The following is a 21,460-nucleotide window of genomic DNA, read 5'->3' on the forward strand; positions in this document are numbered from 1 at the left end:
AAAGTACGACTTTGGTTTGGGATTTCCAAGCCTAAGTTGTTAATCGTCATTGGCTGTTTGCGATATCACCCTTCAGAACGGCCTTCAGGTGGATGACGGACTGATTACGGCTGGGTTAAGAAATTTCGGGAATACGTACGTACAGCCCTCGGTTTTGGGGACAAGCGCGCTTATCCACAGATGAAATGTGGATAACTAAGAGAAAAGGGCCTGATTTAGAGGGTGATTTGGGCGAATAGCTGGGCCGTAGAGGTGCGTAAAAATTCGGATGGGCGCTGGCGAAGGCAGCACGGCGTAACGAAAAATTAACGAATAAAAAAGCTAAAAAGGGTGGCAATCCCCCTGCCGGGCTGGGCTATATTTGGTGCTGGAAGCCCAGTAGCTTTTCTGCGCCGTCAGCCAAACAACGGACGACTCTTCGCAGTTGACTTTCCACTTTCCTCGCCGAAATCCGCCACTAAGTCCCGCATTATTTATGGAGCCGCTCCTCGCCGAAAACCCCAACCGCTTCGTGCTATTTCCCATCCAAAACGATGAGGTGTGGCAGTACTACAAGAAGTCGCAGGCCTCGTTCTGGACCGCCGAGGAAATTGACCTCTCGCAGGACCAGAAGGATTGGAACAACCTGAACGACAACGAGCGCCACTTCATCAAGCACGTGCTGGCCTTCTTCGCCGCCTCCGATGGCATCGTGAACGAGAACCTGGCCGTGAACTTCATGCAGGAAGTGCAGATGCCCGAGGCGCGCTGCTTCTACGGCTTCCAGATTATGATGGAAAACATTCACAGCGAGACCTATTCGCTGCTGATTGACACCTACATCAAAGACCCCAAGGAGAAGGACTACCTCTTCAATGCTCTCGAAACCGTGCCCGCCGTGCAGAAGAAAGGCGAGTGGGCCCTGAAGTGGATTAACTCCGAGAACTTCGCTGAGCGCCTCATTGCTTTTGCCGCCGTGGAGGGCATCTTCTTTTCGGGCTCGTTCTGCTCCATCTTCTGGCTAAAGAAGCGCGGCCTGATGCCCGGCCTTACGTTCTCAAACGAGCTGATTTCGCGTGATGAAGGGCTGCACTGCGATTTTGCTTGCCTGCTCTACAGCTACTTGCAAAACAAGCTGCCCGAAGCGCGGGTGCAAGCCATCATTGCCGATGCCGTGCGCATCGAGCAGGAGTTTGTGACCGACGCGCTGCCGGTGAGCCTGATTGGGATGAACGCCAAGACCATGGCGCAGTATATCGAGTTTGTGGCCGACCGCCTGCTGGTATCGTTGGGCTGCGGCAAGATTTACAACACGACCAACCCCTTCGACTTCATGGAAATGATTTCGGTACAGGGCAAAACCAACTTCTTCGAGAAGCGCGTGGCCGAGTACCAGAAGGCCGGCGTGATGAGCGAGCGCAACGACAACATGTTCTCGCTCGACGAAGACTTCTAAGCCACGAGTTCCCGACGCAGTGCCAGCGGTGCAGTGGTTCAGGTTACCAAAGTGAGAGCCGCAGCATTAAGCTTCGGCTCTTCTTTTTAACTCATTCTTCTCCATGAATCCGGACCTTGCATTCACTTCGCCCTGCGTGGCGTGCCGCCGTCGGCTGCGTTGGAACGGCCAGCCGATTTTTACGGATTGCTCGTGCCTCAACCACGGCCGTAGTGTGACTATTGCAGCGTTGGCAGCGGGCGTAAGCGTGGTGGCGCTCGGGCTGCTGTGGCAGTTGCGGCGCCCAACTAAGCGGGTGGCGACATTGCCTTAGGAGCGGCGAATATTTGGATGAAAAGAACGTCATGCTGAGCGCAGCCGAAGCATCTCTACTGCGCAACTAGACATTTCGATTGAATTACTACTGCGGTAGAGATGCTTCGGCTGCGCTCAGCATGACGTTCAGAAGACGTTTAAGGCAAATTCATTGGTCGCTGCCCACACTGTATGGGTTTCTCTTTTGTTACCTTGAGTGCATCAACCCATTTCTGCTGGTGGCATATGCTGGAACTGTTCAATGCGGAGGTGACGCTGGAGCGATTTCCCGGCAAAGGCGGCTGGACGTACGCGCCGGTGGGCCAGTTGCCCTTCAAGGTCAAGACGCATTTTGGGAACCTGAAAGTGAGGGGGCAACTGGACGAGGTGGTGCTGGCAGAGGCTCATCTGATGCCGATGGGCAAAGGCCTACGGTTGCTGCCCGTGAACGCCGAACTGCGCAAGCGGCTGGGCAAGCAGGCCGGCGACGTGGTGCACCTGCAACTGTTTGCAATAGAAGCACCTTCGGCGCTGGCTGTGTCTTTGGCGGACTTCACGGAGTGCCTGGCCGAAGTGCCCGCGGCGCTGGGGGCTTTCCAACAACTGACCGCCGCGGAGCAGCAGGCGTGGCTGGCTTGGGTGAGCCACGCCGAGGCGGACGAGGAGAAGGTCGCGCGCATAGAGCAGGCCATGGCGCAGCTCGGTGGAACGGCGCGGCCGCACAAGGGGCTATTGCCGCCGTCTTGAGTGGCGGGCATGGTACTTGCCCCTCGCCTGAAATCAGATACTTACTATACCCTATGTCGCATTTGTGGCTCGGGCGTCCCGAAAAGCTGCCTAACAACGCATGCGGGCCCAATGTGGAAAACTTCTATATTTTTTCCTTGCCCCCCCAAACCTCAACCGGTAATTTCCGGGATTGAATGAAACGAAGGCCTCGGTTTACCGCGGCTTCTGCGCTACTCTTTCACATCTGACTTAGCAACTTGTATCCGTGCCCTCCGGAGCCGGCTTCTTTTTATACGAAAAAACTCACACCAAAACACTACTGGTATGCTAGTAATTAAACGCGACGGCCGCCGCGAATCCGTGAAGTTTGACAAAGTCACGGCGCGCATTGAGAAGCTGTGCTACGGCTTGCACATGGATTTCGTGTCGCCGATTGCCGTGGCCATGAAGGTGATTGACGGCATTTATGATGGCGTGACGACCATCGAGCTGGACAACCTCGCCGCCGAGACGGCGGCCTCGCTCACCACCAAGCACCCGGACTACGCCATTCTGGCGGCCCGCATTGCGGTGAGCAACCTGCACAAGGTGACCAGCAAGTCCTTCTCGAGCACGATGAAGCGGCTCTACACCTACGAAGACCCCAAGAACGGCGACAACGCTTCGCTGCTGGCGACCGACGTGTGGGAGGTGATTCATAAGAACGCCGCTACCTTGGACTCGGCCATTATTTATGACCGGGACTACAACTACGACTTCTTCGGCTTCAAAACTTTGGAGCGGAGCTACCTGCTGCGCCTGGAGGGCAAGGTGGTGGAGCGGCCCCAGCACATGCTGATGCGCGTGTCAGTGGGCATCCACAAGGACGACATTGACTCGGTTATCAAAACCTACAACTTGCTGAGCGAGCGGTGGTTCACGCACGCCACGCCCACGCTGTTCAACGCGGGCACGCCGAAGCCGCAGATGTCGAGCTGCTTCCTGCTGACGATGAAGGATGACTCTATTGATGGCATTTACGACACGCTGAAGAACTGCGCGCTGATTTCGCAGTCGGCCGGCGGCATCGGCCTTTCGGTGAGCAACGTGCGGGCCACAGGCTCCTACATCAAGGGCACGAATGGCAACTCCAACGGCTTGGTGCCCATGCTGAAGGTGTTCAACGACACGGCCCGCTACGTGGACCAGGGCGGCGGCAAGCGCAAGGGCGCCTTCGCCATTTACCTGGAGCCCTGGCACGCCGACATTTTCGAATTCCTGGATTTGAAGAAGAACCACGGCAAGGAGGAAATGCGTGCCCGCGACCTGTTTTACGCGCTGTGGACGCCCGATTTGTTCATGAAGCGCGTGGAGGAAAACGGCGACTGGACGCTGATGTGCCCCCACGAATGCCCCGGCCTGGACACCACCTGGGGCCCCGAGTTCGAGAAGCTCTACGCCAAGTACGAGCGCGAAGGCCGCGGCCGCAAGACCATCAAGGCACAGGAGCTGTGGTTTGCCATTCTGGAAAGCCAGACGGAGACGGGCACGCCCTACATGCTGTTCAAGGACGCGGCCAACGGCAAGTCGAACCAGCAAAACCTGGGCACGATTAAGAGCTCGAACCTCTGCACCGAGATTATCGAGTACACCGACGCCGACGAAATTGCGGTGTGCAACCTGGCCTCGCTGGCGCTGCCCCGCTACCTCGTGACCGATGCCAAGGGCAACACCACCTTCGACCACGACAAGCTGTACGAGGTGACCTACCAGGCCACGCTGAACCTGAACAAGGTGATTGACGTGAACTACTACCCGGTGCCCGAAACGCAGAAGTCGAACTTCCGCCACCGCCCCATCGGGCTGGGCGTACAGGGCCTGGCCGATACGTTCATTGCCCTGCGCATGCCCTTCGAGAGCGACGAAGCCTCGGGCCTGAACAAGGACATTTTCGAAACCATCTACTTCGCGGCCATGACGGCTTCGAAGGACCTCGCCATCAAGGACGGGCACTACGAAACCTTCCCCGGCTCGCCCCTGAGCCAGGGCAAATTCCAGTTCGACCTCTGGGGCGTGACGCCCGATTCGGGCCGCTGGGACTGGGAAAGCCTGCGCGCCGAGGTGGTGAAGCACGGCGCCCGCAACTCCCTGCTGGTGGCGCCCATGCCCACCGCCAGCACCGCCCAGATTCTGGGCAACAACGAGTCGTTTGAGCCTTACACGAGCAACATTTACGTGCGGCGCGTGCTCAGCGGCGAGTTTATGGTGGTGAACAAGCACCTGCTGAAGGACTTGGTGGCCCTGGGCCTGTGGAACGACGCGATGAAGCAGGAAATCATCGCGGCCAACGGCTCGGTGCAGGGCATTGCCCGCATTCCGCAGCACATCAAGGACCTGTACAAGACGGTGTGGGAGATTTCGCAGCGCCGCATCATCGACCAGGCCGCCGACCGCGGCGCCTACATCTGCCAGAGCCAGAGCCTGAACCTGCACGTGCAAAACGTGAACTTCGGCAAGCTCACCAGCATGCACTTCCACGCCTGGAAGCGCGGCCTGAAAACCGGCATGTATTACCTGCGCACCAAAGCCGCCGCCGACGCCATCAAGTTCACGGTGGAAAAGCAAGCCGCCGAAACCCTGGAGCCCATGGCCCTGGTCGAGCAGAACCAAAGCGACATGAGCTGCTCGCTGGATAACCCGGAGGGCTGCGAGGCCTGCGGGTCATAGAGAACTAGTAACTATGACAAAGTTTCAAGAAGACTTTTTACAAGAATTAGGAGCCCTTCACAGGGCTCCTTTTCTATTTGTAGGTTCAGGAGTATCCCGTCGATATATCAACGCGGAGAATTGGGAGGAACTTCTCAAAAGGTTCTGCACAGTGATAGGTGAGAACTACAATCAGCTAAAGGCTTCTGCAAATGGGGTTTTACCTGCTGTGGCTAGCGAGCTAGCTGATAAAATGTTTGACCCCTGGTGGAAAGATGCTCAGTTTGAAGAGCATAAGAAAAAGTATGAAGGTTCTAATTTAAAACGAGAGTCATGTCTTAAGATTGAAATAGCAGAGCATTTGCAAGGAATCAGTTCAGCAGAAGTTGAAGATGTAGCACTTCAAGCTGAAATGGCGGCTTTTGCTAAAATTGTAGTTGATGGAATTATCACCACTAACTATGACCAATTTCTTGAAAGAATATTCCCGGATTTCAAGCCCTATATTGGTCAAAGCGACCTGCTTTTCTCAGACCCGCTCGGGATAGGAGAAATTTATAAGATTCATGGTTGTTGTTCAAAGCCAGAATCGCTGGTTTTAACTAAAGCAGATTATGCCGATTTTAATCGGCGCAATCCATACTTAGCAGCTAAAATGCTAACAATATTCACAGAGCATCCAGTAATCTTTATGGGGTACTCTGTGAATGATGATAATGTCCAAGCTATTTTAGAATCAATAGTTTACTGCTTGGATGAGGTGGGATTGGACAAATTGTCGAATCGTCTAATTATGGTGCAGTGGAAGCAAGACGCTACTGACCCAATATTGAGCAGTCATAGTTTCTCTTTTAACGGTAAAGCCGTTCCTTACAAAAGGATAGAGTGTTCTAGTTTTCTATGGCTTTTTGAGGCTCTGGCTCAAATCAAGAGGAAAATGCCCCCTAAGTTATTAAGGCACTTACGTGAAAGCGTATACGAGCTGGTTAAGACAACTGAGGCTGTTTCTACGGTATATGTCAGGGATATCGAAGACGATACTGACCTCTCGGAGACAGAAATTGTAATTGGGATAGGTGCTGTATCTACTTTTAAAAAAGGGTTAGAAGCTGAAGAAGCTGAAATAACAGCTAGAGGTTATCAGACATATTCTCAAGCAGAATTGGTAAAGGAGTATATGGTAGACGAAGCAATTTCGACTAACACTAAACATTGCCAGTCTCTTATAGAAGGTACATTGCCAACTTTGCTCAAAAACGTCACTCACATACCAATTTTTAGGTTTCTGCGATGCGGTGGTTTTTTGGAGGATGATGGCTGTTTGAAAGATGTAGCTATTGATGAGCGAGTAATGGATTCCTTTGCCTTCCTCTCTAAGTTGCATACTGACCAGCCAGAGCATTATATCTCAAGGGTGGAAAGGGCTCGATTGCCAACAAATAGTGAAGGCTTTAATGAATGGATGACATCAACCGCAATGAACCAAGTGCTTAACGGTATTGAGTATATCGGTAAAGAACTGATTAAGCTTGATGTCTTACACAGCTTTTTGCAAGAGAATATAAGTGTACTTGAAGGGAAGAACTCTCCTTATAGGACTTCCTATATAAAAGCAGTCGGGCTATATGACTTTCTTAAATATGGAAGGAATGTATCAATTAATCAAGATAATTTTTGAGGAATAGTTTCCTTATAAGCTTCTCCAGCCGCTTCCGCCCCGGGAGCGGCTGGTGTGTTTTTGGGGCTCTGCTTTTAGGCCAGCGTGCTACTTTTGACCGGCACTACTTCGCTTTATCCGAATGAATCTATTTGGACGCAACCACCCGCGTTGCCTCACTGGCCTGCTGGGGCTGCTACTAGGCCTGACGGCCTGCACCGCCACCAAAAACCAACCCGCCGCCGACCTGGCGGCCAGTCCGGCCCCGACTTCGATACTGCTGCTGGGCTGCAACCACTTGGCGGGCCTCTACAAGGTCGATAATCCGAACTCGGACATGCTCACGGCCAAGCGCCAGGCCGAAATAGCCGCGGCCCTCGACCAGCTGCAGCGGTACCAGCCCGACGGCATTCTGGTGGAGGAGTTGCCCGAGCGCCAGGGCCAGGTCGACAGCCTGTACCAGCTCTACCGGCAGGATAAGCTGGACCTGAACACGCTGCCCGGTGGGCGCTCCGAAGTGTACCAGCTGGGGTTTGCGCTGGGCAAGCGGCTGGGGCTGGCGCGCATTCAGTGCGTGAACGCGCCGGGCGGCACGTCCCAAAGCATCCTGAACCAGGGCCAGAACATTGAGCTGTACGAGCAGGCCACCACCCGCTGGCGAACCTTCGCGGCGCCCATCGACAAGGACTTGCTGGCCGGTACTTCCACCGTGCCGCAGTACCTGCGTAGCCTGAACAGCCCGGCCGTGGTGCAGCAGCTGCACGCCTTGGTGTACCGCACGCCGGCCCGCGTCACCAACGGCACCCTCAAACCCGACGCCATGGTGGACGCGGCCTTCGTCAACCCCCAGTACGTGGGCGCCGAGTTCATTTCGGTGTTCTACAACCGCGACCTGAAAATCTATTCCAACATCGTGACCACGCAGCTGGCCACGCGCCAGCGCCGCCAGCTGCTGATAATTGGGGTGCGGCACGTGGGCTCGCTCAAGGGCATTTTCAGCACCGACCCGGCCTACCGGCTGGTGGAAGCCGACAGCTACTTGGGGCGTAAGTAAGGCAGGTGCAGCGGTTGCTGGCGCCAACGGTCTTTGCCTGACAAACTAAACCGGTGGCGTCATGGAAATTCGCGTTGCGTGCTTGCTGCTCAGCCTGCTGGCAGTTCCTGCGCACCACCCCGAACCTGTGTCCCGCCCGGAAGACCCGCGTGAGGAAGCGGAAGCCAGACGCCTGACTCAAGTGGTGGCCACGGCGCCGAACCACCCGGCATTTGCCTGGGCGCACACCCGCACGCCGCACTTCGACCTGTATGCCGAAACCAGCCGGTACACGGCGGCGGACATGCCGGGCCTGGGGGCGCGGGCCGAACGCGCCTTGCGCGACCATTTGGCCCTACTGGGCGCGCCGCCCATGTCCGACCGGGTGCCGTTGTTTTTCGTGCGGTCGCGGGCGCGGCTCAAGTTGCTCACCGGCTACGCCTGGGGCGGGTTTGTGACGCCGCACAACGACGGCGTCTTTTACGTGGCCACCCCCGAGGCCAGGCCCGCGCTGCGCCACGAGCTGATACACCGGGTGTCGCGGGCCACGTGGGGCCTGGAGCCCGAGTTCTGGCTGAAGGAGGGCGTGGCCACCTTTGGCGCGGGCCACTGCGCCCACTATTCGCTGCACGAAGCTGCTGCGTCTTTGCTGCGCGAGCACCGAGCCGTGCCGCTCCGGGAGCTGTCCACCAACTTTCACGGCGTGAACGATATTGTGGCGTACCTGCAGAGCGGCAGCGTGGTGCAATACGTGCACGACACCTACGGCATAGCGGCCGTGCGGTGCTTGTGGCGCGGCGGGCTGGCCGCGTCGGCCGCGGCCACGGGCCTCACGCCCGAGCAACTGGATGCTGCCTGGCGCGCCTACCTCCGGCGCTCTGGTTTTCACCCCCGTCCCGTCGACTGGAACCGCATCAAGCGCCACGGGTGCGAGTAGGCCACGGGCTCGGTTTGAATTAGAAGGAAGAGGTTTTGGGATGGGGTGAGGAATGTGCCATCACGTGGCATGTGGCCTGAGAAACGGAGCTGTCAGTCAGTCGCTGCCCCTGCGGGAGCGGCTGGGGTGTTTGGGGGGCTGGTCGTACTTTGGCAACCGGGCCCTCCATTTGCCTCCGTTGCGTTCATGCCATCTTCCCGAAAGAATCCGGCGGAACCACCGCCCGCGCTGCTGGCCCTGGCCAATGCCGTTCCCAACGTGCTGTGGTCGGCGCTGAGTTTGGTGCCCATCAGCGTGTATTGCTACCAGCACATGGCGCGGCCGTGGCTGTATGGCGGCCTGGCCGTCAGTGCGCTGGCTTTTGGAGTGCCCACGGCGTGGTTCGGCTACTGGCAGCTGAGCCACCGGGCGGCCCCGTACCGCCGGCTGGGGGTGGCGCTGGCCAACCGCCTAACGCAGAACGGCGACTTCGTGAATCGGCTCCTTCGATTCCGCTACCCGGCCTACCGGCATGTGCGCTCCCGGGCCGCATTGGCATCGTTGAAGCGCCATACCTATCATCAGGAGCGGTTCCATTTGGTGTTGTTCCTGTTTTTTCTGTTTGCCAGCCTGTACGCGGCACTCCAGGGGCAGGCGGGCTGGTGTTTGCTGTTCGTGCTCACCAACGTTGGGTATAATCTATACCCGATGTGGCTCCAGCAATACCTGCGTGTCCGGCTGGCTTTTCGCATTCCTTAAGTGGCTGGTCCCGCGTTGGGAGCGGCAGCGTTGGGTGGGGGCAGCCGTAATCGTGCTTAGTTTCGAGCCGCTGCTGAAGCTGCAGTGGGGCGCACTGCCCATTCAATATTTGCCGGCCGGGAGGTAGTGCGCCCGGCCGTCTACTTTCTTATTTGGTATGAACACCGCGTGGCATTTCCCTTTCATGATACTGGTGTCGCTGCTGGTGTTCTGGCTGATGGTCCGGCTTATTCTGCCCCAAGAGGAGTTCCGCGCCAAACAAGCCCAGATTGGGCTGCTGGCCCTGGTTGTGGTGGTTTTTGGGATGCTCTTTGGGAAGTATGGCGCCACTTTCGGCCTGCCCTGGTGGGTGTATTATCCCATCCCGATGCTCATCACGGTGTTGCTACCGCCCGTGGTGTTGAAGATGAATAGGCAGAAAACGGCGGCTTATTTGGTGCTTAGCTTTTTATCCGCGCCGTTTATCCACGTGCTGTTTTCCTTCTTCCTGGGTTGGAGAGAGTACATGCCTTTCTGGAAAATCCCCGCGCTCAGCAGCTACTTGGCATAATCTACGGGCAGCTCATTCCTGCCAAAACCGCGCCCGGGTGGCAGCAGGCCTCGTGCTTGGTATTATCACCAGCCGCTGCTGCGCTGGGAGCGGCCTAGAGGCAATCTGGTTTTGGAAGCGACGAACGCAAAAAAGGCCGTCGTGCAACGCAAGGCATTGCACAACGGCCTATAGCCAGAGCTACTGTTGAGCTAAGCGGGCTGGGCATACACGCGGGCCAGGTGCTCGGGCAGCGTGACAGGGGCCCGGCCCAGCAGTTGCTGGAAGGTGTCGCTGGGGTGGTTGAACTCGTTGTTGCGCATGGCTTCGGTCATGCCCACCAGCATCTGAATCACGGGTTCGGGCGTGTGCTGGGCGCGCAGGCCGGCAGCCATGTCTTCGAGCGAAACGGGCACGTACCGCACCGGCTGGCCGGTGGCGGCGCCGAGGGCGGCGGCCACGTCGGCCATGGAGTAGGCCGGGGCGGGGGCAATGTCGTAGGTTTTGTTTTCGTGGCCGGGGCTGGTGAGGGCGTTGGCCAGGGCTTGGGCAACGTCGGCGCGCAGCGGGAAGGCCACTTTGCCGTCGCCCACCGCCGAGTACAGGAGGCCACTCTGCGCGGCGTCACCCACCAGCATCGGCACCAAATCGAGGTACAAGCTCACGCCAAAAATGGTGTAGGTGAGGCCCGACGCCTTGAGGTATGCTTCGGTTTCGAAGTGGCTGGCCGCGGCGGCAAAGGCCGAGCTAGGCGAAGGCCGCAGCATGCTGGTGTAGAGCAAGTGCTTCACGCCGGCCTGCTGCGCCGCGTCGATGGCGCGGCGGTGCTGCGCGGCGCGGTCTTCCAGGTCGCTGCTCGAAATAAGCAGCACTTTGTCGGCGCCCTGGAAGGCAGCCACCAGGGAGGCGGGGTCGTCGTAGTTGCCGGGCCGAACCTGCACGCCCAGCGCGTGGAGCGGGGCGGCCTTTTCGGGGGTGCGGGCCAGGGCCACAATGCTGGCGGGCGCTACGCCGGCGGCGAGCAGGGCTTCGATGGTGGCGTGGCCAAGGTGGCCGGTGGCGCCAGTGATAACAAACATGGGTTGATAATTAAAGGGTAGTTACTTTTGGTAACTCAAAAGTATTGGCCCGGTTTACCACCCACAAGAAGGCACCTCCAGTTGCCTAAGGCACATGAACATAACCATTGCTGACCCTCAGCCGCATACGATGGCCCAGGTACTGAAAGAAATATTGCTGTTTCCAGCAAACGGGGCGGGCATTTGCCCCGTGCGCGACGTGCTGGACCGCATCGGCGACAAATGGTCGCTGCTCATCATCCTGAACCTGGGCGCCGAAGAAAACCTGCGCTTCAACGAGCTGCGGCGCCGGGTGGCGGGCATTTCGCAACGCATGCTCACCGTCACGCTCCGCAACCTGGAGGCCGACGGCCTGGTAGACCGCACGGTATATGCCGAAGTGCCACCCCGGGTAGAGTATCGCCTCACCGACCTGGGCCACAGCCTGACCGGCGTGGTCATCGGACTGACAAATTGGGCCACGGCGCACACACCAGCTATTGCGGCGGCTCGGGCAAGGTTTGCAGGGTAGGGGCGCGGGAGTTGCCGGGGGGCGGCCGTTGCACCGGGCACGGGTGGCGGTGAATTCGGTTTAGGTGAGCACCTGCAGGCCGGCTTTGCGGTATTGAGTCAGCAGCGCGGCGGGGGCGCCCGGGTCCGTGACCAGCGTGCCCACCAGCGATAAGGGTGCAAATTGAAAGTATTTGTCCTGTTCCAGTTTGCTGGAGTCGCAGAGCAGGTACACGTGGCGGGCCGCCGCCGCCGCCGCGAGGCTGATGGAAGCTTCCTGCTCGCTGTTGGCACTGAGGCCCCGGGCGAGGGAGAGGCCATCGACGCCCAGAAAAGCTTTGTCGACCTGGTAACGGCGGAGCTGCTCGGCGGCCACCAGACCGTGCATGGCCTGCCGCTCGGCGTCCACTTCGCCCCCGGCCACCACCACTTGCACCGCGGAGCCCGCCAACTCGAAAAGCACGGGCAAGGAATTGGTGACCACCCGCAGCTTGCGGTGGCGAATGAGCCGGCACAGCGGAAACGTGGTGCTGCCGCAATCAATAAAAAGGGTGTCGCCGTCGGCAATCTGGGCCGCGGCCAGCCGGCAAATGTGCTCCTTCTGGGCCAAGTGGGCCGTGGCTTTGCGGGCGAAGGCCACCGGGTCTTTGGCCACACGGGGTAGCACGGCGCCGCCGTGGGTGCGCACCACCAAGCCCTTGGCGGCGAGCTGCGCCAAGTCGCGCCGAATGGTGATGGGCGTGGTCTGGAGCTGGCGGGCCAGGTCGGCCACTTCCAGGCTGCCGTGCTCGTCCAGAATAGCCAGCAGGTGCTGCTTGCGCAATTGGAAATTCATTCTGTTTGTGTTACTTACCTCAAGTAATCACAAATAAACAGAGGTGAACACAAACGAACAAGTGCCCATGATCAACGAACACATTCGCCTGCGCGAACAGGAGGTTTTATCCGACAACTGGTACACCCTGCGCAAAATAACTTTCGACTACCAGCGAAAAAATGGCACTTGGGAAACCCAGTCGCGCGAGGCCTACGACCGCGGCAACGGGGCCACCATTCTGCTGCACAACCCGGCGGCCGACACGGTGGTACTTACCCGGCAGTTCCGCCTACCCACCTTCGTCAACGGCAATCCCACGGGCATGCTCATCGAAACCTGCGCGGGGCTGTTGGACGACGAGCATCCCGACGCCGCCATCATTCGCGAAACGGAGGAGGAAACCGGCTACCGCCTCACCGCCGTGGAGAAAGTGCTGGAAGCCTACATGAGCCCTGGCTCGGTTACCGAGCGCCTGTACTTCTACCTAGCCGAATACTCGCCCAAAACCGAGCGCGTGGCCGGGGGCGGTATCGAGGAAGAGGAAATCGAGGTGCTGGAACTGCCCCTGGCTCAGGCGTTGGCCATGGTGGCTTCCGGCGAAATCCAGGACGGCAAGACCATTATGCTACTGCAGCACCTGCGCCTGCGGCAGCTTACGGCCTGAAGTCGCTGGCCGCTGGGCAAGCCGCCGGTGGCCAAAAAGGCGCTTCACTAGCGGCGGTGCCGTGCCAGAGCGATGGGGAAGAATTTTAGGGCGAAGCCAATACCTTAGGGCCTTGCTCTTCAGGCGCTGCCCATGAAACCAACCCTTGCGAAACTGCTTCACCGCCTAAAACCTCTCCTGCGCAACGCTTGGTTTGGGGGCGTATTGCTGCTGGCTCCGGCCGCGGCCGCCCAGCCAACTGCGCGCCGCGCCCCAGCCAATCCGCTCAATGACTACCTCGGCACCTACGAGTACCAGCGGCAGTACGGCACGCTGCAACTGCTGCCCCGCGACAGCGTGCTGCTAGCCGTCATCGACGAGGCCGAGTACCCGCTGCGCCGGCTGCGGCGGGACCTGTTTCTCAACGGCCAGGGCGACACCATTCCGTTTCGGCGCGACGCGGCCGGAGCGGTGGCGGGCTTTGTGGAGCGCGGCACCTTCTACAAGCGGCTTTCTGGCACCACGGCCAAGGCACCGGCCTCGATGTACGCCCGGCGCCTGCCCAACGGCCGCCGCCCGCGCTACACCTACCAGCCGCCCGCGGCCGTGGCCGCCGACGGCCTGCCCACCGCCAGCCTCGTCAGCGTGGGCCTCAGCCCGGTTCCGCTGCGCGACATGGTGCAGGCCCTGATTGACGAGCGGCAATACCCTGGCGTGCACAGCGTGCTCATTTGGCACCGCGGCAAGCTGGTGCTGGAAGAGTATTTCTATGGCTACGACCGGCAAAAGCTCCAGCAGCTGCGCTCGGCCTCGAAGAGCTTCGTGTCGGCGCTGGTGGGGGCGGCGGTGCAGCGCGGGGCCATCAAAAGCGAGCAGGACCGGGTGCTGCCCTACTTCAAATACCCCGGCTACGCCCACCCCGACGCCCGCAAGCAGGACTGGACCGTGCTGGATTTTCTGACCATGCGCACCGGCCTCGACTGCAACGACAACGACGGGGGCAAGTCGGCTGGCAACGAGGAGAAGATGTACCCGCAGCCCGACTGGGTGAAGTTCGTGCTCGACCTGCCCCTGACCAGCGATGCTGGCAAGCAGGGTTCCTACTGCTCGGGCGCGGTGGCGGTATTGGGCAAGGCGGTAGAAAATGCCACTGGCCAGCCCCTGCCGCAGTTTGCCGAAGCCAGTCTGTTCAAACCCCTGGGCATCAAACACTACCAGTGGAATTACCGCCTCGACAATACCAACCCCACCGTGGCCCAGCTCTACCTCGCCCCGCGCGACTTCCTCAAGTTCGGAGTGCTGTACCTGCAAAAAGGCCAGTGGCAGGGCCAGCAGGTGCTGCCCGCCGCCTGGGTCGCGAAGTCGTTTGGCAAGTACAGCCAGCTGGGCAGCAAGCCGTACGGCTACTTGTGGTGGCACCAGCAGTTTCAAGTAAATGGCCAAACTGTGGAGGCCCACATGGCCTCCGGCAACGGCGGCCAAAAGCTCTACGTGCTGCCGGCCCTCGACGCGGTGGTGGTGTTCACGGGCGGCAACTACAACTCCGAGCGCGACACACCACCCAACGAGCTGATGCCGAAATATGTGCTGCCGGCGTTGCTGGCCGCGAAAAAGTAAGCGGAAGAGCTTATTCCTTCATCACGCGCTGGGTTTGCTGGAAGCCTTGGCCCTGCAGCTTCAGCACGTAGATGCCCGGCGCCAAGTGTGTCGTGTAGCGGTTGAGCTCGGCTTGCAGCATGCTGGCCGACCCTTGCAGCGACAGCAGCCGGGGACCCTGCGGCAGCGAAAAATCCAGCGTGAGCCGGCCGGCGCTAGCGGGTATTTTATCGAGGCTAAACGCCACCGAACCCGCCGCCGGGTTGGGGTACACAAACAGGCGGGTGCCGCCCCGCGCCGACGCCGCGTTGCTGATGCCGGCGAAATTCACCCCGATGAGCACCGGGTCGTGGTCGGAGCAGCGGAAGGGGTTGGTTATGTCGGTGGCTTCGCCGGCCTGGTCGTACTCCAGCATCACGGGCTCGGCGGAGTTAATGTGCCACTTCTGTACGTCGAGAAAGCCCACCAGGTTGGATGTAATCACGGCGTGGTCGAGGGAGCCGGTGAGGCCCTTGAATACGTAAGATGCGCTGGTGGGCGGGGTAGCGGGCACCAGCCCGGCCGCCCGCATGATGTCGATGGGGTCTTCCTCGTAGTTGGCGTTGTAGTCGCCGGCGCTCACCACGCGCACGGCCCCGGCCGGTATCACTGTTTTGTTGATGAACTGCACCAGCGCCGTGGCTTGGGCCTTGCGGCGGGCATTGGAGCCGCCCTGCCCGTCATTCTGGTCGGCATCGTCGCCGCTGCCGCTGCCCTTGGACTTAAAGTGGTTCACCACAAAGCCCAGCGTATCGGGCCGGGCCTTGCGCTTGGTGATGAACACCTGGGCCAGGGGCGGCCGCTCAAACACGCCCTGCACCGTGGCCACCATGGGCGGGCCCAGCGGCGCCACGGCCGCGGGCTTGTAGAGGATGGCGTTGTGAATCTGGTCGGTGTTGTTGGGCTGCTTGTTGGCGTCGCCGTCGTTCACGAAGATGTAGGTGTTGGCGCCCATCGCCTCGTTCAGGCCATTCACCAGGTCCTGAATGGCCGAGGTGGAGCCGTTGCCGTCGTTTTCAATTTCAGTGAGGCCCACGATGTCGGCGTTCATCTGGCGCAGGGCGGTAATGATTTTGGTGCGCTGGCGGGCAAAATCGGCCGGCGTTTTGGCCCCGCGCGAGGTGGGGAAGCCGCCGCCCTCGCCGTCGCCGTTGAAGTAGTTCAGCACGTTGAAGCTGGCCAGTTTCAAATCCAACGGCCCGAAAACAGGCGGCGCCTGCGGCCGCGACGTGCGCACCGTGGGCGCCTGAGCGCCAGCCAGAGGCTGCAAACGCCACTTGCCAAAGCCGTAGCCCAGAATGCCGCGCAGGTTGCTCACGGTGCTGCCCACCCGCACCGTGCCGTATTTAGGGTCCAGGTAGGGGATGGGCGTGGGGTTGGACGCGGCGCTGCCGTCGTCGAGAATGAGGCTGCGGCTGTCGTTGGCGGTTTGGTAAGCCGTGACGGCGGCCAGGTTGCGGGTGCCGGTGCTGCTGGTGCCGGTGGCGGGCTCGTCGTTGGGGTCGATGAACTGCGTGGGCTGGTACGTCACGCCCTCGGCCGAGAGCGTGAGTTCGCCGCGCTGCTTCAGGCTGTAGTTGTCCGTGACGGTGAGCGGCGCTGCAAACTGCACCCGCATGCCCTCGTAGCGCTCCATCTCCCGAACCGAAAACGAGGCATTCTGGAGCGTGACGAAGTCGGGCAGCGCATTGCCCTGCGACAGCACGACAATCTCTGGCTCCAAAAGCACGGCTTGGGTGAAAGAGGGCGCGCCGGCGTCTTCCCGCACCGTGCCGGTGATGCGCACTTTGTCGCCCACGGCCACGGTGGGGTCCTTCTGCACCACAAAAATGGCATCCGACGTCGCAGGGTTGCCGTCGGCGGTGGCCGTCTCGTCCTGTACATAAAAGCCGGCCGGGTTCAGGCCCGCGTACACGCCCGTCACCACCGCCTCAATGGTGTGGGTTCCGCCCTTGGCCTCATTGCCAGTGCCTTGGATGGTGCCAATAGGAGCGGCGCTGGCCTGGGCCGCACCCAGCAGAAAACCGGCGAAGAGAATGAGCGTGGAGCGCATCGAAAAAAGCTACATAAGGAGAACAGGGGTAAATATATCTGCCACAAAATTTATAACTCGGATTTCTTTGCCGCCGCCGCCGCGGCCAGAACCGTAGCCGCGGCGGCCAGGACGGCCGTGGTAAAATGGGGGCGTATTTTCCCAGGCTTAAGCGGGGCCGAACTTCCCCGGTCCCTAGCGCCGTACCAAGCCGAACCGCCCGCCGCGCACGTCAAAAATGACGGTGTGGTCGCTGAAAGGCTCGTTGCCCAGCATGCCGCCCATGCCCGAGAAGCGCATCAGCATGTTTTGCATGAAGCTGGTGCCCTCGATGTACGTCACGGTACGCAGCGGCAGGGCCTCGGCTCCCAGCTGCAGGGCCGCTGCCGTGGCCACCGTGTGCGAGGTTAGGGTTTTGCCCCAGGAGTTGACGCCCACGGTGTGCGCGGGCGCGCCGGGCTGGGCCATGGCCTGCCAGCTGGCCTGGCTAGTGAGCAGGTTGAAGGCACTGGCGCCCGAATCAAAGAGCAATTGCTGGTCTTCGCCCTGCAAGCCCATGTTCAGCAGCACGCGGCGGTTGGTGAACGCCAGCGGCCCGAAGATGGCCCGGCGCGCTAGGCTGTCGGGTACCTCGTTGGCCAGGCTGAAGCGGCGGCTGGCGTAGTCAATCACCAGGGCCCGGTCGGCCAGCACATCGGCCCCCAGCGTCCCGATGATGAAGGGCGCGGTGCTGTCGGCGGGCAGTTGGGCTTGGCCCTGGGGCAGCACCAGCATCCAGAGGGCCTGCACCTGCCCCCGGCCCAGGGCAAAGCGGACGTTGCGCACGGTATCGAGCTGCGGGGCGCCGACGAAAGGCAGGGCGGGGTAGCGGCCCTGGAGCGCGGCCAGCGAGTTGGCGTAAAGCACCGAGTAGGGCGCCCCCGTGTCGAACTGCAGGTAGCAGGTGCGCGGGCAGCCGGGCAGCTGCACCGGTACCAGTAGCACTGCGTGCGGCATGTTCCGGCCCCGGGCGGTATCGGCCAGCCAGGTGAACTGGCAGGAGGCAGGCAGCCCCGCTACCACCAGCTGATTGGGCGGCGGCATGAACTTCTGGCGCATGTAGAAATAGCCGCCAATGCCGCTGGCAACGAACAGCGCCAGCACCGAAAAAAGAACTTTGAAAAGGGGCCTCATGGGATGGGGAGCGGAGGGGTTTGGTATGGCCCAAAAGTATCCGGCTACTCCCCCAAAGCCCTGCGTCATCTTCCCGTCATTTTGCCGCCACTTGGCTTAACTCGTTGATGGAAAGCGAATTTGATTTGACTCTTCCCGCTACAGCCGGAACCGGTAAACATCAAGCCGGCCCTGGCGGAGCTGCCGTTGGTAGTACACCACGGTGAGCACATTGACCGCATACGTCAGTACCAGCACGCCCAGAAACATCCCGGGCAGTACCACTTGGTAGTAATGGCGGGCCACCATCTGGGCGCCGATTGCCAGCATGAAGGCGAAGAAGCAGCCCACCTGCCACAGCACCTGGAAGCCCAGCACCCGGCGACCCAGCGCGGCCACGTGCGCGGTGCTGTGGCGCCGGGCGTGCCACAGCAGCCACGGCACCACCAGGTTGAGGAAGGGCAGAACGAGAAAGCTGAGCGCGCTCAGGTTAAGCAGCTGCAAAAACTCGGGGTCGTCGGGCAGGGCGGGGGCAACGACGAGGGCTGGGGTCGGGGCCGGGAGCGCCGCCCCGGCTGGCTCGGGCTCGTGGCGCAGGGCCTCGAGCGGCACTTCCAGGGCGGCGGCCAGGGCCTGCACGGTGTGGCCGCGCGGCACGGTTTCGCCCTGCTCCACCCGCTGAATGGTGCGCAGACTTACGCCGGACTGTTCGGCAAGGACTTCCTGGGATAAGCCCTTGCTTTTGCGCAGGGCCGAAATGCGAGCGGCAGAAAACATGAACCTGAATCGAGGGGGTGCACCTGGCAATAAAGGTAGAAGGTGCAGGAGCTTTTCAGCCCCGCTGGTTGGCGGAACGCGGGGCTGCTTTGGGCCCCTTCACAGCCCATGGGCGGTGAAGAGCTACTTCTGAAGCGGAAGCGCGGTGGCGGCTATATAATCGGGGTCCACCGCGGCGGATTCGGTGTCGAGTGGCACGGCGAAGCTGCTGAGCCACTCGTAGGCCGCCGCCATCTCATCGAAAATGGCCACCTGGGGCTTGCGGTCAACGAAGGCCGACATCAGGTCAACATTGCTGCGGGAGCCGAGCAGGGGGCTGTGCACCCAGGCCACGTACTCCAGGCCCACTTCGGCGGCCTGCGGCAGGTAGTCGTAGGCGACCCATCTCGCCAGCTCCCAGCTCGTTTCGGTGATGTGGGTATTGTCGTTGAGGATTTTATGAGCGCCGGTTTGTTGGATGAGTACTGACAATTGCGCGCAGGCCGCCTGCACGAGGGCCAGGTCTTGCGGCCCTTTCCAATCGAGGTAAAGCCACGCTTTTGCCGCATCGTAGTGCACATCCAGGACTTCAGAAGTCAGCAAGAGGTCAAGAGACATCAGGGGACCAACAGGTGTGAGTGAATAGTAAATATACGGATTGCCTCCTTGTGTTCAGTTATTTATGGTAAAATCACAATTATAAAACTTTCTATGCGAAAGACGTAATTGGCTGATTGCCTTTGGAAGCAAGGCCCGCAAAGGCTTGCTTCGTCAAACCAACCCCTTATACTGGCTCAAATGCCGTATACCCACCCTATGATTCCGCTGATAACCCACACGCCCCGCCTCCTGATACTAGCCGCCAGCCGGGCGCTGCTGACGGCCGAGCTGCACAAGCCGCAGTATTTCCCTGTGCTACTGGGCGCGGCCCTGCCCGCCGACTGGCCACCCGGCGAGTATGACCGCGAGGCTATGCTCTATTTTCTCGACCAACTCACGGCCGGGGGGCGCACCGCCGCCGGCTGGTACGGCTGGTATGCCCTGCGCAAAGCCACCGACGACACGCCCCGCACGCTCATCGGCGCCGGTGGCTTTATGGGGCCGCCCGACGCGGCCGGCTCAACCGAAATTGGCTACTCCATTGCCGCCGATTGGCGCCAGCAGGGCTTGGCTACCGAGCTGGTGGCCGGGCTGGTGCAGCAGGCCGCCGCTACCGGCATGGTGCGCCATCTGGTGGCCCACACCGCGGCCGATAACCTGGCTTCGCAACAGGTATTGCTGCGCAACGGATTTGCCATGGTTGGCTTTGCCCCCGACGGCCGCATGCGCTTCGAACGCGCCGTGGAACCTACAGCGGAGCCGATGGGGCAGTGACGCCTACCAGGACCCGGACCGCAAAAACAGCCAACCTGATAAGGAAGCCGTAAAAGGCTTGAAACCGTTTTTTCACCTCCTTATCTCCGGCGCCATGCATCGTCTGTTGTTAATAGTTTTCGCATTTCTCTGGGCCGGGCTGGGCCAGCCCATGGCCGCGCAGTCTGGCGGGGATGCCGGGCTACCGCCCCGCCCCACGCCCTTCAAATTTGTGAACGACCAGGCCCAAATGATGGCCCCGGCCGATGCCAAAAAGCTGGAAAGCGGCCTGCGTCGCTACGCCGACAACACCGGCACCCAAGTGGTGGTGGTGACGGTGCCGTCGCTGGACGGCCGCACAGTGGCCGACTACGGCCGGGCGCTGGGCGAAGCCTGGGGCGTGGGCCAGCGCGACAAGAACAACGGCATTGTGGTGCTCCTCAGCAAGCAGGAGCGGCAAGTGACCATTCAGCCCGGCAGCGGCCTCCAAAACACGATTACGCCCAGCGTTACAAGCCGCGTTATCAGCGAGATGACGCCGGGTTTCAAGCGAGGAGACTATTTCGCGGGGCTGCGCACGGGCCTGAATACGCTGATGGCCACGGCCAACCCGGATTCGGCGCCGCAGGGCGCGCAAACCAATAACGCTTCGGCTGCCGGCACCGGGGCAGGGGCCGATGCCAACCTAACGGCCCCTGGTGCGGCCGATGTGGACGTGGCCAAGTCGCCGGGCGTGGAAAACGACCCGCTCCTGACCCCGCCCAGCACCGATTCAACCCCGTCCGGCTTCGGCATTGGCACCATCCTGATGATGGTAGTGGCCGGTGGCGGACTGCTGTGGGTGGTATCGCGGCTGTTCCGCCGCAAGAGTGCGCCTGAGGCTGCCCCTGCTTCGTCTTCTGCTTCGGCGAGCCCCGCCCCGGATTTTCTGCCCAATCGCAACCCCAATGTTGGCCCCAATAACGGGCCCGGCAACGTGCAGCGCGGCGGCAGCAACTTTGGTGGAGGAGGCTTCGGCGGCATGGGCGGTATGGGTGGCGGCGGCATGGGCGGCATCCTGGCCACTGGTGCGGCAGCGGCAGCGGGCGCTTACCTGGGCAACCGCATGGCTTCGGGCCACGAAGCCCCGGGCCAGGGCCTGGCCGGCGAAGGAACCAGCAATTTCGACCCCAACACCGCGGCGGGAGCGGCCGGGGCGGGCGCTGTGGGCACTGGCGCGGCCAACGACTATTTCTCGACCCGCGACGGCGGCTCCGACACCCCGGCCCCGGACTATTTCTCCGCCGATGAGTCGGCCGATAATGCTTCGCCCGACTATTTCTCTTCCGACGACAACGCTTCTTCGTACGACGACCCCTCGTCCGGCGATGTGGGCGGGGGCGGATTCGATGGCACCGACGACAACAGCGGGTCTTGGTAGGTTGCGAACGCTAGAACAACCAGAACAAAGCGAAGGGCTGCGATGCG

General features: G+C 60.8%; 19 protein-coding genes. 13 read left to right on the top strand and 6 right to left on the bottom strand.

Translation table 11 applies throughout. The features are described 5' to 3' along the window. The first annotated feature begins 475 nt into the window (after positions 1–475). The 8 genes from I2I05_RS02120 (at position 476) to I2I05_RS02155 (ending at position 10,058) form a co-directional block, all read left to right on the top strand. Positions 476–1,435: a ribonucleoside-diphosphate reductase small subunit gene (locus I2I05_RS02120; RefSeq protein ID WP_196280547.1), complete on the top strand. Its 960-nt coding sequence runs from the start codon at positions 476–478 to the stop codon at positions 1,433–1,435. Between the two features lie 540 nt (positions 1,436–1,975). Further along, entirely contained in the window at positions 1,976–2,476 is a 501-nt protein-coding gene (locus I2I05_RS02125; RefSeq protein ID WP_196280548.1) for a YdeI/OmpD-associated family protein, read from the top strand. A gap of 306 nt (positions 2,477–2,782) precedes the next feature. Continuing rightward, on the top strand, positions 2,783–5,164 hold the full coding sequence (locus I2I05_RS02130; protein WP_196280549.1) for a ribonucleoside-diphosphate reductase subunit alpha: 2,382 nt from the start codon (positions 2,783–2,785) through the stop codon (positions 5,162–5,164). 13 nt (positions 5,165–5,177) lie between these two features. After that, positions 5,178–6,821 carry an SIR2 family protein gene (locus tag I2I05_RS02135; protein ID WP_196280550.1) on the top strand — a complete coding sequence of 548 codons (1,644 nt, stop codon included), beginning with the start codon at positions 5,178–5,180 and terminating at the stop codon, positions 6,819–6,821. Between the two features lie 121 nt (positions 6,822–6,942). Further along, the gene (locus tag I2I05_RS02140) at positions 6,943–7,854 is read left to right on the top strand and encodes a DUF5694 domain-containing protein (RefSeq protein WP_196280551.1); all 912 of its coding nucleotides are present in this window, start codon (positions 6,943–6,945) and stop codon (positions 7,852–7,854) included. A gap of 61 nt (positions 7,855–7,915) precedes the next feature. Beyond that, on the top strand, positions 7,916–8,770 hold the full coding sequence (locus I2I05_RS02145) for a hypothetical protein (RefSeq protein ID WP_196280552.1): 855 nt from the start codon (positions 7,916–7,918) through the stop codon (positions 8,768–8,770). A gap of 186 nt (positions 8,771–8,956) precedes the next feature. Further along, positions 8,957–9,508, top strand: a complete 552-nt coding sequence (locus I2I05_RS02150) for a glycosyl-4,4'-diaponeurosporenoate acyltransferase CrtO family protein (protein WP_196280553.1) — start codon at positions 8,957–8,959, stop codon at positions 9,506–9,508. A 157-nt stretch (positions 9,509–9,665) separates the two neighbouring features. Then, positions 9,666–10,058, top strand: a complete 393-nt coding sequence (locus I2I05_RS02155) for a hypothetical protein (RefSeq protein ID WP_196280554.1) — start codon at positions 9,666–9,668, stop codon at positions 10,056–10,058. Between the two features lie 191 nt (positions 10,059–10,249). On the opposite strand, the gene I2I05_RS02160 is transcribed toward I2I05_RS02155, so the two are convergent. After that, the gene (locus tag I2I05_RS02160) at positions 10,250–11,116 is read right to left on the bottom strand and encodes an SDR family oxidoreductase (protein ID WP_196280555.1); all 867 of its coding nucleotides are present in this window, start codon (positions 11,114–11,116) and stop codon (positions 10,250–10,252) included. A 94-nt stretch (positions 11,117–11,210) separates the two neighbouring features. Here I2I05_RS02160 and I2I05_RS02165 point away from each other — a divergent pair, with 94 nt between their 5' ends. Beyond that, complete coding sequence (locus tag I2I05_RS02165) at positions 11,211–11,627, top strand: winged helix-turn-helix transcriptional regulator (RefSeq protein ID WP_196280556.1); 417 nt, start codon at positions 11,211–11,213, stop codon at positions 11,625–11,627. Positions 11,628–11,687: 60 nt separating this feature from the next. On the opposite strand, the gene I2I05_RS02170 is transcribed toward I2I05_RS02165, so the two are convergent. Next, entirely contained in the window at positions 11,688–12,440 is a 753-nt protein-coding gene (locus tag I2I05_RS02170) for a DeoR/GlpR family DNA-binding transcription regulator (RefSeq protein ID WP_196280557.1), read from the bottom strand. 67 nt (positions 12,441–12,507) lie between these two features. Between I2I05_RS02170 and nudK the strand changes: the two genes are divergently transcribed. Together nudK and I2I05_RS02180 are read left to right on the top strand one after the other, a co-directional pair. Then, on the top strand, positions 12,508–13,086 hold the full coding sequence (gene nudK / locus I2I05_RS02175) for a GDP-mannose pyrophosphatase NudK (RefSeq protein ID WP_196280861.1): 579 nt from the start codon (positions 12,508–12,510) through the stop codon (positions 13,084–13,086). 132 nt (positions 13,087–13,218) lie between these two features. Further along, positions 13,219–14,682: a serine hydrolase domain-containing protein gene (locus I2I05_RS02180; protein WP_196280558.1), complete on the top strand. Its 1,464-nt coding sequence runs from the start codon at positions 13,219–13,221 to the stop codon at positions 14,680–14,682. Between the two features lie 10 nt (positions 14,683–14,692). Here the strand turns inward: I2I05_RS02180 and I2I05_RS02185 are convergent, their stop codons facing one another. The 4 genes from I2I05_RS02185 to I2I05_RS02200 all read right to left on the bottom strand — a co-directional run bounded on the left by I2I05_RS02185 (position 14,693) and on the right by I2I05_RS02200 (position 19,258). Beyond that, positions 14,693–16,753, bottom strand: a complete 2,061-nt coding sequence (locus I2I05_RS02185; RefSeq protein ID WP_196280559.1) for an ExeM/NucH family extracellular endonuclease — start codon at positions 16,751–16,753, stop codon at positions 14,693–14,695. Between the two features lie 174 nt (positions 16,754–16,927). Then, positions 16,928–17,905 carry a hypothetical protein gene (locus I2I05_RS02190; RefSeq protein WP_196280560.1) on the bottom strand — a complete coding sequence of 326 codons (978 nt, stop codon included), beginning with the start codon at positions 17,903–17,905 and terminating at the stop codon, positions 16,928–16,930. A 138-nt stretch (positions 17,906–18,043) separates the two neighbouring features. After that, positions 18,044–18,661, bottom strand: coding sequence for a helix-turn-helix domain-containing protein (locus tag I2I05_RS02195; RefSeq protein ID WP_196280561.1), 618 nt, complete (start codon positions 18,659–18,661; stop codon positions 18,044–18,046). Positions 18,662–18,784: 123 nt separating this feature from the next. Beyond that, positions 18,785–19,258, bottom strand: a complete 474-nt coding sequence (locus tag I2I05_RS02200) for a hypothetical protein (protein ID WP_196280562.1) — start codon at positions 19,256–19,258, stop codon at positions 18,785–18,787. A gap of 198 nt (positions 19,259–19,456) precedes the next feature. Here I2I05_RS02200 and I2I05_RS02205 point away from each other — a divergent pair, with 198 nt between their 5' ends. Together I2I05_RS02205 and I2I05_RS22095 are read left to right on the top strand one after the other, a co-directional pair. Further along, entirely contained in the window at positions 19,457–20,014 is a 558-nt protein-coding gene (locus tag I2I05_RS02205; RefSeq protein WP_230688084.1) for a GNAT family N-acetyltransferase, read from the top strand. Positions 20,015–20,108: 94 nt separating this feature from the next. Continuing rightward, positions 20,109–21,413, top strand: coding sequence for a TPM domain-containing protein (locus I2I05_RS22095; protein ID WP_196280564.1), 1,305 nt, complete (start codon positions 20,109–20,111; stop codon positions 21,411–21,413). Positions 21,414–21,460 lie beyond the last annotated feature (47 nt).

This window comes from Hymenobacter jeongseonensis (assembly GCF_015694725.1).
GTDB classification, from domain to species: Bacteria; Bacteroidota; Bacteroidia; order Cytophagales; family Hymenobacteraceae; genus Hymenobacter; species Hymenobacter jeongseonensis.